A 13,842-nucleotide genomic window follows, 5' to 3' on the forward strand; every position below is an offset into this window, starting at 1 on the left:
ACATTCTCAAAGTTTAAGGCACGCTCACTTCGGCGTTTAACCGCGCAGATAAACTGCGCTTACGCCTCCGTAGCGAACGTCTGCTCACGCAGCCGTCCGAGCAATTTAAAAGTTAAATTGCTCTAGCGCAGCTGTAGCGCAGCATCAGCCTAGAGCAGACTAACTTTAAGAACCCATTCTCAAAGTTTACTTCGGCACTTAACAGCGCAATAAATTGCGCTTACTCACGCAGTCGCCAGAACAATTGCAGAGCAAACACGCCCTAATCTTTCCGGTTTTCTCCGGTGATGCCAAATTCAATGGGTATTTTTATATAAAAAATACCGAGCCGCTCTTCTTCAATTTTTGCGAACAAGAGTTCCGCCTGTGCCGGATTCACAGCCATAGTCACTTCCACAGGCTGTTCACCCATTTCAAAAAAATGGGCCGAGTAGTACTTGCCGTTCCGCCCGTAGCCTCCCTGTGCCGCTGCCACAGTGGCCCCCTTGATTCCCACCGCCCTGGCCTGCTGAAGCAGCCATTCCGCAAGGCTTAACATGCCGTGAACACGCCCCTGCTGCGTAAAAAATGTAAGCTGATAGCCGTGCATCATGACCTCCTAGAGCAGATTAACTTTGAAATGCTTCATATTTCAAAGTGTTCATTCAGCCTAAAAGTGCGATTTTCGGCTGAATCCACGCCACATTGTGGCGCGCTGCACTTTCGTGCAGCGTTAGAGCATTTACACTTTTTCAAAGTTAAAATGCTCTAGCGAAAGCAGGATCGTAAAAAAGCGAACGTTCCCATGCCGAGCAACATCATTATCAGTGAGCCGCCAACGTGCAGTGCAATGGCAGCCACGGCCGTCATGACGCGCTGCCCCTGCAGCAGGGCGCCGATTTCTGCCGTAAACGTTGAAAAAGTCGTCAGACCACCAAGAAATCCGGTGATGACAAGCAGCCGCATCTCCGGCCCCACGGTGGGCAGCGCGTTGAAAACGCTGACAGCTACACCTATAAGGTAGCCGCCAAGCAGATTAGCCGCCAGTGTTCCCAGAGGTATGGGAAGAAAAACGGCATTCAGCATGACTCCCAGGAACCAGCGTAAAACGGCCCCGCAAGACGCCCCGATACTTATGAGGACAAGGGTCTTAAGCATATATTCTCCCTCTGTCACCGCTTGTGCGCAGGAACAACAAGTATTTTCAGAAGAGCAGCCGCCAATGCGGAGCACAATCCCGAAAAAATAAAGGCTGTGGCAGGAGATATTTCCTGGTATAGAAAACCAAAAATCACCGAAGCCGGTAAAAGCAGCAAGCCCGCGGCAAGATTAAACCAGCCAAAAGCGGAGCCACGCCGCCCTTCCGGCACGAGGTCGGCAACAAAGGCCTTTTCGACGCCTTCAGCAGCACCCATAAAAAGCCCATAAAAGCCGAACAGCCACAAAAGCACGGCCATGTTGTCACCAGAGTTGCTCATACCCAGATAAAAAAGGGCATAGGCCAGATAGCCGCCAAAAAGTACGGGCATACGCCCCACTCTGTCTGAAAGCGCAGACAACGGTACTGAAAACAGCATGGCTATGGCGGATACCGCCGCCCACAGCAGAGGAATCATCTCTGTTGCAATGCCCAGATCTTTTGCCCGCAGCAAAAGAAACATGTTGGATGAATTGCCGAGCGTGAAAATCCCCACCACCACAAGATAGCGCTTAAATACCGGCGGCATGCCACTCAAGCGCCAATCAAAGGCTGCGGTTTCTTTTTGCCGCGCCACAGCCGGTTCACGCAAGGCCAGCGAAAGCGCAAGACAGATAACGGCCGGAAGCAAAGCCCATAAAAAAACGTGTTGCAGCGGCACTTCCCTGGCAAGCAAGGCAAAGGCCAACAACGGCCCGATGACTGCCCCCGCATTGTCCAGGGCCCGATGAAGGCCGAAAGCCAAGCCGCACTGCTCCGGAGCGGCGCAGGAGGCCAAAAGAGCATCCCTTGGCGAAGTGCGCAAGCCCTTGCCGACCCGGTCAGCAAAGCGAATACACAAAACCCCGGCCCAGCTTCCCGAAAAAGCTATCAGGGGTCTGGAAAAACCAGCAAGACTGTAGCCCAGCACAATCCAGGGCTTTGTGGTGCGAGTCTTATCCACAAGCACCCCTGAAAAAAGTTTGAGAAGGCTCGACGCGGCTTCGGCAACCCCCTCGATAATCCCCAGCGCCCTCGGCCCTGCCATAAGAACGGAAGAGACATAGAGCGGGACAACGGGGTACAGCATTTCACTGGCGCTGTCATTGCACAGGCTGATGAGGCCGATAAGCCAGATATTCTTGGGCAGTCTCAAAAGAGCCGCTATCATAAACATATCCCCGGCGGATTGTTGGGCGCCGACAAAAAACCGGAAACAAAAAAGGCAGCCACATCATGGTGTGGTTGCCTGAAAATAGTCTACCAACACCTTTCAAGGTCTGGTAGGAGTCATCAGCGAACGCGGTTCAAGGGGAACTCCATCCCCTGTCAAATGCATACGCCCGGCAAAGCCAAAAGTAAATTTTTATTTACCGCAGCAGGGGCCGCGCGAATTTGGAGGTAACTTCGTTACGTGGATTGACTATAACGCAAAATGGTGTTAACCAATAATCGTTATTACATAGCAAAACACTTTAGCTGCTAACCTTGGCTAAAGTTCTTTCCACAATGTCGCGCTAAAAAACAGGCGACATGGGGTCAGGCGTCTCCCGCATATCTGGCCTCGGGCAGTCAATCTGCCCCCTTCCATAATCCATCCCGCCTTCTTTTGAATCGGCCACGCAGTTCATCGTACATGCTTTACGAGGCGTTTCGCCCCGGCGGCAGTTCTGACTGCTTTTGCCGAGCAAACGTTCAGGAGATCATCCATGCCTACTCTTATCCTTTCCCGTCCCGCCGTTTCACAACAAACTCTTGTTACAGCAGCGCCTGACTCCAGAATTGCATTAAATTTTCCCGCTGATCAGGCAAGCCTTGAACGGTCGGGAGATGATTTGCTGTTCACCTTTGACGACGGCTCCAGCATACGTATTGAGAGTTTTTACTCCGAATACAACAAGGACAATGCGCCAGATTTTGAAGTAGAGGGTCAACTTGTGAGCAGCGCAGATTTTTTCAGCGCTTTTGCTCCTGACCTCGCGCCTGCAGCCGGCCCCACTGCCGCCGAACGCTCGGCCCGCTACAGCGAATGGGGAGATTCCGCCCTCATGGACGGCATTGACCACCTGAATGGCCTGGACATGGGCATTGACGGCTCCGGCGCTGGTTCTCAATCCGAAAACGGTCTGGGCTTTCTTGCCACTGTCTCGCCTGCTGCCGACACCATTGTGCCCCCCCTGCCGCCCGAACCCAACGAGCCGCCGGAAATCGGAGCGCATACCGATCACCTGAACCTTAAAGAGTCCGGTGTCGGTCCCACATCCACTTCTTCCAACCCCAATACTCCCATTGCCGGAACCCCCAGCGCCAAGGGTCAGATATACGCAAGCGATCCCGATCCCCAGGACGTGCTGCAATACCGCCTTGAAGCTGCAGACCCCTACACGGCATCCGGCATTGTATCCAACACCATGTCCAATGGCGTGCAGACCCTTGTCACGGCCTATGGAACCCTGGTGCTCAACACCAATGACGTGCCGCCCACCTATGCCTATACCATCGACCAGGGCAAATGCGATTTTCTTGGCGTTAACGATCAGAATATTGAAGAAAAATTCAATGTGGTCGTTTCCGATGGCCGTGGCGGCGTGGTCAGGGGCGAAATAGCGGTAACCATTGAGGGAACCAATGACCGCCCCATCATCAGCGTTACCGATGCCGGAAACGGCCACATTTCGGTAACAGAAGACACCAATATCGTTACCCCCGGAACCTACGCGGTTTTCGATCCGGACAGCGACGGGCACTGGGCCTTTGGTGAGGACAACCTCAACCACTCCTTTTCCATCCGTTCCGGCTCGGACACTCAGGGCAGCCCCGACAACGGCGATTTTGGCGAAACCTCCACGTTCAGCACCAAGTACGGCACACTGACCGTCAACCCTGACGGTACGTACAGCTATACCCTGAACAACGACAGTTCCGAAGTCCAGAGGCTCGGCGAAGGCCAGAGCAAGGTGGAAACCTTCGAAGTTACCGTCACCGACAAATGGGGAGCCAATTCCAGCCAGACCATCACCGTGACCATCAACGGCGCCAATGACGCTCCCACCATCGACACTTCGGGTTCAGGCCCCCTTGTGCTCAAGGAAAGCGGCGTGGGCGCGCAGACTGACCCGGCGGTGAACAATCCCGGCCAGACCCAGAGCCATGCCGGCAACAACTATGAAATCAAGGGAACCTCTTCGGCCGGCAAGAGTTTTTCCGTGAGCGACAAGGATGCTTCCGATGTGCTCACTGCCACCATCACCGACAGCAACGGCAACGCCATACCCGGCTGCAACGCCATTGCCGGAACCAATGGCACATGGACTGTCACAACAGAATTCGGCGTTCTGACCATCATTCCCCGCCGCACTGTGAATCCCGCCACCGGTGAGCAAAAAATCACCTACGAATATACCTACAAGCTGGACAACGCCAAGGCTGACCATCTGGCCGAGGGCGACAATGTGGACTACAAGTTCACCGTGTCGGTAACTGACGGGCACAGCGACCCGGAATCACACGACATCAATGTCCACATTGAAGGAACCAACGACAGGCCCTACCTTGCGGTTGAAAACGCCCAGTGGCTCAAGGACTCCGGCGTACACGACGGCAACGAGGACACCAGCGACACCCCGGGAGATGTCGCCGGTGATTCCGGTTCCTACCAGTATGAAAAGGTTTCCATCAGCGGGCAACTCAACAACCCTGATGCTCTTGGCAGCAACGTCATCGACAAGGATGACGGCGCCACCCACACCTACCGGGTGGTCACTGAAACCGGCTGGAGTACCAAGGGTGTAACCGAGGTCGGCACGGTCAAGCTCGGCGGCACGGCCCAGAGCAACAATGTGCCCAACGGGCTGACCAATACCGTGGTTTCTGAAGACGCCACCCAGGTGGTCATCAAAAACGAGTACGGCGCCCTGGAGCTCAAGGCCGACGGTTCGTACACGTTTGAACTTGACACCACGGCAGGCGGCGCTGCGGACAGACTGCCGCAAGGCTCAACCGTCACCATCAGCTTTCCTGTCATGATTACGGATGACAAGGGCGCAACCAGCGTGAGCGACCTTAATATCACCGTGGTAGGAACCAACGACAGGCCCGAACTGGCAGACATGGGTCAGCATGACCTGATGGAAAACGATTTGTTTTTCCAGGTGGAAGGTTCCGCCGAGGGCAGCGACATAGACTACGGCGCCACACTTACCTATTCCATTACCGATGCCAACGGCGCTCCCCCCACGCTTCTTCCCGGCGCGGTCATTCAGGGCAAGTACGGCACGCTCACACTTGATCCGGCCACCGGCAAGTATACCTACACCCTGAACAACAGCCTCAGCACCGTTCAGGAACTCAAGTCCGGCGAAACGGTGAAAGATATTTTCACCGTTACGGTAACTGACGAGCACGGCGCTACAGACAACAAGCAGCTTGTCATCAACGTACACGGGCAGGACAACGCGCCGGCCTTCATTGTTCCGTCCGAAGTGTTTCAGGTACGTGAATCCGGCGTGGGTACGGTAGATGCCAGCGACAAGCTCACCAACTACTTCGGTAACGAAGAATATCAGGGCAGCGGCACTGTTTCCGGCAAGGTTCAGGCTGTTGACCCCGACAAGGGCGAGACTGAAAACCTGAAATACTACTTTGTCAACAGCGAAGGCAAACATGAAACCACGCTTGTCACCACGTATGGTACTGTCACCATTGATCCCGATACCGGCAAATATACCTACACGCTCAATGATGCCAGCGACGCGGTCAATGAACTTCAAGCCAATGAGCACGCAAGTGACGGTTTCACCATTGTTGCTGTTGACCCCAATGACAATACCGGCGAGATGAATATCACCGTCAACATCGTGGGTACCAACGACAGGCCTGAACTCAAAGGCTCTACACAGGATCAGGAACTTCACGAAGACGGCGGCACGACTGTTGCCACCGGGCAGGTTGAGGCTACCGACGTTGATCTTCCTGACGGAGAAACCCTCACTTACAGTCTTGTTTACGATGGCGGCACAGCGCAGACCATTGAGGGCAAATACGGGTACATCCAGTTGGAAACATTCACCGGCAGCTACACGTACCATCTGTACAATGACAAGGTGCAGTTCCTGTCTGAAGGCCAGTTTGTTGATGATACCTTTGTGGTGCGCGTCACCGACAACCTCGGCGCATTTGTGGATGGCGACATAAAGGTCACCATTCAGGGAACCCAGGACGACCCCACGATGGAAACGGCGGTTGTGGTTCTGGATGAAGATACCGAGCAGTCGGGAACCCGCACTATCGTATGGGATGATAAGGACGCTGACGACAAGCTGGTGAGCATCTCGGCCGACGGCAAAAACCTTACCGGCAACGATTCCATTGAAATTGAGGGCACGTACGGCACGCTGACCCTGCATGCGAACGGCACGTACTCCTACAAGCTGAACACCGAAAACGTCCAGTACCTTAACGTGGGCGACAGCGTGAACGAAAAGTTCGATGTCACTCTCACAACCGGACACACCAACGGTACAGGTCAGGACATCAGCAGTTCCGTTGACGGCTCCATTACGGTGGTCATTACAGGCACCAACGATGCCCCTGTCTTCACAGCCAAGGACTGGCAGCCCGACGGGCCGGCGACTTCCTTGCAGACCTCCGGACAGGTCCGGGCCACAGACGTGGACAACAAATATTACACCAACGACTCCCCCGCTTCCGAACTGAAGTTCTACTTCGAAAAGGGCGAAGGCGATGACGCCCAGTATGTGCAGACCATTGAGGGAAAATACGGCAGCATCACCATCAACACCCTGACCGGAGAATACACGTACCATCTTAATATACATGGCTCCGCGTATAAGGAGCTTGGCAAAGACGAAAACGTCCCGGAAGAATTCAAGGTGGGCGTTATTGACCCCCACGGAGCCACTGACGATGCCACCATCACCATCAATGTCATCGGCAAGGGTCCCGGCGGCGGCTCTGGCGGCGGTGGTCCGACCGACCCTATTGACCCAAATGATCCGGGGGGCAACACCCCTTCGCAGAACCTCAAGGTCACTGACCTTGACGTCAAAGAGGATGTGGACGCAGACGGGATAAATGACGGCTATATAACCGCCAGCGGCAAGCTTACGCTGCAAGACGGCAGCGACCCTACTGATCAGTTTTATCTGAAAAACAGTGACGGCACAGATGCTGTACTGACCAATACCGGCCTGTACGGCTCTCTTATTCTCAAGCCTGACGGCAGCTACACGTATGTGCTCAATAACGACAGCACCGCCGTACAAAGCCTGCGCGATGGTGAGACCAAGACCGAAACCTTCACGGTGCATCATCCCCAGGAAGGCAAGATAGATATCACTGTCACCGTTGAAGGCACCAACGACCAGCCGCGCATCACCACTCCTGGCGGCGTGCATGCAGAGGGTCAGGATATTGCCAAGAGTACCGGTGTAAACGGAAGCGTGGAAGCGACCGACATTGATGCAGGCGACACCCTGTCCTATTTCCTTAAAGACAAGGATGGCAACCTGGTCGACAAGATCGAAACAGACCACGGCGTCATCACCATTGACAAGGATACGGGAGAGTACCAATACTTCCTGAATACCGGCCACGCCAGACTCAATGCTGACCAGACCCTGGAAGAAAGGTTCACCGTTGTCGCGAAAGACAACTCCGGTAATGCTTCAAGCGACACTTCCGCCCCCACGGAGATTGTCATTACCATCAAGGGTGACAACACTCCGCCCACAGCCACGGTAACCAACCTGACCGTTACGGAAGACTCTGCCCTGTCTGACAGCAGCCATGTTCAGGTCAATGACGATGTAGACACAGGCATCACCTACGGCGCGGCTACAAGCAACACCGGACCGCTGCAAACTGTTGTGCAGGGTCAATACGGCACGCTGACTATCAACCGCGACACCGGCGAGTACACCTATACCCTCAACAACGGGCTTGATATCGTTCAGGGCCTGCATAAAGATGATCATCTCACGGACACATTCTATGTCACCGTGACGGACAAGCATGGCGCCACCGTTGTTGAACCCCTTGACGTGACAATCAAGGGAACCAATGACGCCCCGGTTCTTTTTGTGGACAACGGCCTGAGCATCGCGGAGGACGGTACCGACGTATCCGGCCAGAGCATGGTGCACGACAAAGATGCCCACGAAACCCATACGTTCACTTCCACCGGCGTTGGCGGCAACGATGCTTACGGCAAGTTTGTCATTGATGCCAACGGCAAATATACCTTCACGCTGGATAACGACAGTGATGCGGTTAAAAAACTGGCATTGGGGCAGTCGGTCGATCTTACCTACACGGTAACTGTCACGGACAGTGACGGCCTGACAGATGCCCGTGATGTTGTCATCACCATTACCGGCACAAACAACGCGCCGGAAGTAAAGGCTGCCGTTGCCGAAGTTACGGAAGACGACGTAAGAACCGGGCCGAATGGAAGCGACATGGTCTTTGCCTCCGGCCAGGTGGAAGCTACGGATCCTGACGCTGGCGCGCAGTTGCAGTACTTTATCGAGAGCAACGGCCAGACAGACCAGATCGCCCGGGGAAGTTACGGCACGCTCACCATCAGTTCGGCCACCGGACAGTACCTTTATGTGCTGAACAACGCCGATCCGGCGGTTCAGGCGTTGGGCCGGAACGATCACGAGACCGAAACCTTTACTGTCGTGGTCAGGGACGAACACGGCAAAACCACTGAAACCAAGCTTACGGTAACCATCAACGGCGCAAACGATGCCCCTGTCATCACCAGCGCCCCTGGACTGACCGTTACGGAAAGCACATCGCTTACCAGTTCTGCCACGCTGATCTTCAGCGACGTGGACGCCACGGACACGCACAACTTCGGCGTCAGCGTCAAGGACGGCACGCAAGGCTCAATCGCCACCGGGCAGTACGGAACCCTGACCATCGACAGCAATGGCAACTATACGTACACGCTTGATGATTCCAACCCTGCTATTCACAAGCTCGCCCAGGGTCAGACCACAACGGAAACCTTTACCGTATACGTCAGCGATGGCGCTGAAACAGTACAGAAAGACATTGTCGTCACCATCAAGGGAACCAACACCGCCCCTACCATCGAATCCTTTGAGCCTGCGCTCTACGCCACCGAAGGCGGCAGCGCGGTAAGCGGAATCGTTGTGGGAGCCGACGTGGACTATGGAGCCAGACTCTCGTACTACGTGGGCAGCGACGGCGCGACCAACAGCTCTTCCCAGAAGGTTACGGGGCAGTTCGGCACGCTGAGCATCGATAACAACGGCAAATATACCTACAGCCTTATTGAAGACAAGGCACTGGTCATCAATCCCGATGAAGTACGCGAAGAAACGTTTACCATTTTCGTCAAGGACGAACACGGGGCTTTGGCCAAGGAAACGGTAACCATCAGCGTGACAGGCACGGAAAGCACGCCGGTCATCAAGATGGCTGCAAACCTCACCGTCAAGGAAGATGAAATCCTCCACAGCCACTCCACTGTCACCGTGCTGGACGATGCCAAGGATATGGGCAGCCACACCTTCGGCGTTTCCACCACCGGCAGCGGCAGCTTCGCGGGAACAGCCACAGGCGTTTACGGCAAGCTGGTGATTGACGCCAACGGAACCTATACCTATCAGCTGGATAACGATCTGAGCAGCGTGCAGTCTCTGGGCAAGGGGAAATCGGTGGAAGACCGCTTCACCATTCAGGTCACCGACCCCCAGGGCAACAACACGACACAGGATATTGTCGTCAAGGTTGAAGGAACCAACGACGCTCCGGTCATCTCCTCGTGGGAACCCGGCAATACTGACATCACCGAAGGCAGCGGCATGGCGATCAACGGGCAGGTTTTTGCCACCGACATTGATGCCAATGATTCCCTGTCCTACTTTGTGGGTGCCGCCAATGCAGGATCGAGCAACAGTCAGACCTACAAGGGAACCTACGGCACAGTCACCATCGCTGCGGACGGAACATACTCCTATGTTCTGCACGCGGGCGCAGACCAGCTTTCGCAGGGGCAGCTCGCCAGTGATACCTTTGCGGTGCTTGTCTCTGACGGCAAGGGCGGCTGGGCTTCAAAGGACGTAACCGTCAACGTCACGGGCACCAACAACACGCCTGTGCTCGAAGAGGCCGGCGGCAACATCTATGTGCCTTTTGCCCTCAACGGTTCCCAGATTATTGGGCAGTTGCATGGGCACGATGTTGATGCCAACGACGTGCTCACTTACGGGCTGCAAGGCGGCGTTGATGACGGTTCGGGTTCCATCACCCTGCAGGGGCTGTATGGCACGCTCACCATTGACAGCGCCACCGGCAAATACACGTATGAACTGGATATGAGCAATCCCACTGTGCAGCATCTGGACAAGGGCAGCACGCTGAATGAATCCTTCACCACCACCGTGCATGACAGATGGGAAACAGTGGACAGCAAGCTTGAGATCACTGTCAGCAGCGACCACACCGTCAAGGCGCTCGATACACCCGGCACACTGTACGGTGACAGCTCGGACAATCTGCTGCTCGGCTCCGGCGGCAATGATGTCATCAAGGGCGGCATCGGCAACGAGGCCATGTTTGGTGGTGACGGCAACGACACCCTGTATGGCGGCGCCGGCAATGACTACCTTGACGGCGGCACGGGCAGCAATCAGCTCTACGGCGGTGAAGGCAATGACGTGCTCGTGTTCAGCGCCGGCAATACTGTCATGGACGGCGGCACGGGCATTGACCTGATGATCGGTGCTGACAAGGAGACCCTTGACAGCCTGTTTGCCAACCCCACCACCAATACCATCCAGAACATCGAAATCTTTGTGACGGATGGCGGAAAGGGGCTGACCAGCCTGTCCGACCTCAAAAACCACGGAGTGCTCCTGAACAACGATGAAAAAATCGTGCTGTCTTCTGGCTGGAGCGCCAGCGCCGACCAGACGCCAGACAGTATGTCCAATGATTATGCGGCGTTTACCAATGACGACATGACCATACTGGTTGCCAAGGCAGTGCTGGCCGAAGGCGCATAAGTAAAAGCCATACTCTGATTGCGCGGGTCTTTTTTCTGATATCAGGAAAAAGGCCCGCCTTTTTTGTGCCGCAGACGGACGCCCGCGGCCTTGTCCTTCAGCCACGTCCATGCCGCCTGCCCTTGACCTCAATCATATGCCACCTTGACCTCCGGGCCTGTGCGGCTTATGTTCTGAGGCGCAATCCGGCTTTTAGCCCAACCCCATAACGGAGGCTTGCCGCATGTTCGGCATTGGCATGCAAGAATTGTTGCTCATACTGGTGGTTGTTCTGCTGGTTTTCGGCGCGAACAAACTGCCGGAAATCGGTGGCGGACTTGGCAGAGCCATCCGCAACTTCCGCCGTGCGTCTTCCGAACCGGATGAAATCGACATCACGCCAAAGGACAAAAAGCCTTCTTCCACTGATGACGATACCAGCCATAAAGCCTGAGTCGGCCGGATATAAAGGATTTTGTCATGAAAGCAGAGCAGTTATCCGTTTTTTTGGAAAATAGGGCCGGACGCCTCGCGGAAGTAACGCATGCCCTGGCAGAAGCCGGCATCAATATCCGGGCGCTTTCCCTCGCGGACACTTCGGATTTTGGTATTTTGCGCATGATTGTGTGCGACCATGAAAAGGCCAAGACCATACTCAAAGAAAAAGGCTTTACCCTGGGCCGCACCAGCGTGGTTGCCGTGGAAGTCACAGACGCCCCCGGCGGCCTTGATTCCGTTCTGCAGCTTGTTTCGCGCAACGGCATAAACGTTGAATATATGTATGCCTTTGTTCAGCGTGAAGAAGAAAGCGCCGTCATGATCTTCCGTTTCGACAAGGTGGACCAGGCTGTTGAAGTATTGCTGGCAAACAACTTTACCATCATTCCTGCTGCCCGCCTTTGCGCAAGATAGCCCCCCGGCGGCAGACCTGGCAGGGCTGCGCAATGACATTCTGAAATCTGGCTTTGCGCAAAGCCTGCGCACGGCATTGAAGATCATGAAAAATCCCCTTCAGGAACACTCCTGAAGGGGATTTTTCTCTGGGCGACCCCATATTCCTCTCCCCTCATGGGCCGGAAAAGTTCGGCAATGGGGACGGGTGCAGTTTCTGTCAGTATCACAAACTTATCAATGAATTGCGCCACAGATGAACTTCGAAACAGCGCAGACGACCGTGCGGGCAACAGTGAAGATCAAGAACGCGCCCCCCACAGACCGCCTGCCCTGCTCATCCACGTCGTTAAACGCTACGTCATTAGAGCAGATTAACTTTGAGAATATACATTCTCAAAGTTTAAGGCGCGCTCACTTCGGCGTTTAACCGCGCAGATAAACTGCGCTTACGCCTCCGTAGCGAACGTCTGCTCACGCAGCCGCCAGAGCAATTTCAAAGTGAAATTGCTCTAAACCAGACGGGCAATATTTTTCATGCGGTCGCCAGACAGCAAGGCCACGGGCGGCACATCGATGAGCGTATGGCAACCAGGGGTCATGCGCGTCACGGCCCGTGCGCAGGACACAAGAACCTGTGCCGTCAGGGCCGGATTATCAATGCGCATATCAAAGCTCAGATGCTGGTTGGAAACACTGCCGGAAGCGCCGATGCGCTCCATAAGCACGCCATGAGAATTATCGGCCACAGCGTCCAGTTCCTCCTGGCTGCCCACTTCGCGCACGTCCAAAGGATCATTGCTGAAATATGGGTCAGCTGCGATTCTCTGCTTGATATCGGTAAAAGAAGCCCCGGCAGCGGGAAGAACGTAGACCAGGCGCGAATGCTTGCCGCCGCCAATGGGAATGGTGATGGAACAGGCATTTTCCACACCGTCGATTGCCCTGGCAGCCACGGAATGTCCCATGGAGCGGCCCCGGCCAAAATTGGTGAATGTTGTTCCTGTGGGCGTCATGGCCTCAAAAAGCGCACGTAGCACGGAATCTGTTCCCGGGTCCCATCCTGCTGCGGTTATGCACGCCTTGCCCGCGGCCTTGGCGGCCTTGTCCAGATCTGTCACCACCTGAGGGATTTCAGAATGGATGTCGAAGCTGTCAACGGTGTTGATGCCCTTTGCCAAATAGTGGCTCGCGTCCTGCGGCACATTTCTGGAAGGGCCGCAAATGATGACCACATCGGGTGTGCCGCGGTCGGCAATCAACGCATCAATGGAGGCATAATCCTGTACGCCACGCAAAGAGAAGGGCTGCGCGCCCAAGGAAGAAGCACGCCGCACGACACCAAGACAATCAAAATCCCGGGCGCACAGCAGGCAATCTATGACAGCCTTGCCGATATTGCCCAAACCGTGTACCGCAACCTTGACAGTACTCATATACTCCTCCAGTGCTCTTTGTTTTCAGTACAAATGCGGATCATAAAATCCGCCGTATTATTTATTTTTCAAAAACTGACGTTTCATACGGCCAACCGGCGGTACCAAAAAATTTCCCAAAAAAAGGAACTTACCGCCGTAAGTTCCCATAATGATCCGGCCCCTGGATAAAAAGCCAAACAGTCCTGCGCACTAGAGCAATTTCACTTTGAAATTGCTCTGGCGGCTGCGTGAGCAGTCGCCCGCCGCAAAGATGCAAGCGCAATTTACTTGCGCGGTTAAGCATCGAAGCGAGCGTGACTTAAACTTTGAGAATGTA

The 13,842-nt window shown here is 54.8% G+C and carries 7 protein-coding genes and 1 riboswitch; of the genes, 3 read left to right on the forward strand and 4 right to left on the reverse strand.

From position 1 onward, the window contains the following. Nucleotides 1–262: 262 nt before the first annotated feature. From V6C07_RS07625 to V6C07_RS07635, 3 genes are all read right to left on the reverse strand, one after another. Nucleotides 263–592, reverse strand: a complete 330-nt coding sequence (locus V6C07_RS07625; protein ID WP_333535773.1) for a DUF190 domain-containing protein — start codon at nucleotides 590–592, stop codon at nucleotides 263–265. Between the two features lie 155 nt (nucleotides 593–747). Then, entirely contained in the window at nucleotides 748–1,137 is a 390-nt protein-coding gene (crcB, locus tag V6C07_RS07630) for a fluoride efflux transporter CrcB (RefSeq protein ID WP_333535775.1), read from the reverse strand. A gap of 14 nt (nucleotides 1,138–1,151) precedes the next feature. Further along, a complete protein-coding gene (locus tag V6C07_RS07635) occupies nucleotides 1,152–2,327 on the reverse strand; it encodes an MFS transporter (RefSeq protein ID WP_333535776.1) in 1,176 nt (391 codons plus the stop codon). Between the two features lie 106 nt (nucleotides 2,328–2,433). Then, a riboswitch (Fluoride riboswitch) is annotated at nucleotides 2,434–2,492 on the reverse strand. A gap of 373 nt (nucleotides 2,493–2,865) precedes the next feature. On the opposite strand from V6C07_RS07635, the gene V6C07_RS07640 reads away from it, so the two are divergent. From V6C07_RS07640 to V6C07_RS07650, 3 genes are all read left to right on the forward strand, one after another. Next, nucleotides 2,866–11,217, forward strand: coding sequence for a VCBS domain-containing protein (locus tag V6C07_RS07640; RefSeq protein ID WP_333535777.1), 8,352 nt, complete (start codon nucleotides 2,866–2,868; stop codon nucleotides 11,215–11,217). A 223-nt stretch (nucleotides 11,218–11,440) separates the two neighbouring features. Further along, nucleotides 11,441–11,650: a twin-arginine translocase TatA/TatE family subunit gene (locus V6C07_RS07645; RefSeq protein WP_333535778.1), complete on the forward strand. Its 210-nt coding sequence runs from the start codon at nucleotides 11,441–11,443 to the stop codon at nucleotides 11,648–11,650. Between the two features lie 26 nt (nucleotides 11,651–11,676). After that, nucleotides 11,677–12,108, forward strand: a complete 432-nt coding sequence (locus V6C07_RS07650) for an ACT domain-containing protein (RefSeq protein ID WP_333535779.1) — start codon at nucleotides 11,677–11,679, stop codon at nucleotides 12,106–12,108. Between the two features lie 491 nt (nucleotides 12,109–12,599). On the opposite strand, the gene V6C07_RS07655 is transcribed toward V6C07_RS07650, so the two are convergent. Further along, nucleotides 12,600–13,523 (reverse strand): diaminopimelate dehydrogenase, encoded by a 924-nt coding sequence (locus tag V6C07_RS07655; RefSeq protein ID WP_333535780.1) that lies wholly within the window; start codon nucleotides 13,521–13,523, stop codon nucleotides 12,600–12,602. Nucleotides 13,524–13,842 lie beyond the last annotated feature (319 nt).

It is taken from the genome of Desulfovibrio sp. 1214_IL3152 (assembly GCF_036763055.1).
GTDB lineage: Bacteria > Desulfobacterota > Desulfovibrionia > Desulfovibrionales > Desulfovibrionaceae > Desulfovibrio.

Excerpts from the sequence above, each read along its gene's own strand:
- V6C07_RS07625 (WP_333535773.1), bottom strand. The coding sequence starts at position 592 with ATGATGCACGGCTATCAGCTTACATTTTTTACGCAGCAGGGGCGTGTT.
- crcB (WP_333535775.1), bottom strand. The coding sequence starts at position 1,137 with ATGCTTAAGACCCTTGTCCTCATAAGTATCGGGGCGTCTTGCGGGGCC.
- V6C07_RS07635 (WP_333535776.1), bottom strand. The coding sequence starts at position 2,327 with ATGATAGCGGCTCTTTTGAGACTGCCCAAGAATATCTGGCTTATCGGC.
- V6C07_RS07640 (WP_333535777.1), top strand. The coding sequence starts at position 2,866 with ATGCCTACTCTTATCCTTTCCCGTCCCGCCGTTTCACAACAAACTCTT.
- V6C07_RS07645 (WP_333535778.1), top strand. The coding sequence starts at position 11,441 with ATGTTCGGCATTGGCATGCAAGAATTGTTGCTCATACTGGTGGTTGTT.
- V6C07_RS07650 (WP_333535779.1), top strand. The coding sequence starts at position 11,677 with ATGAAAGCAGAGCAGTTATCCGTTTTTTTGGAAAATAGGGCCGGACGC.
- V6C07_RS07655 (WP_333535780.1), bottom strand. The coding sequence starts at position 13,523 with ATGAGTACTGTCAAGGTTGCGGTACACGGTTTGGGCAATATCGGCAAG.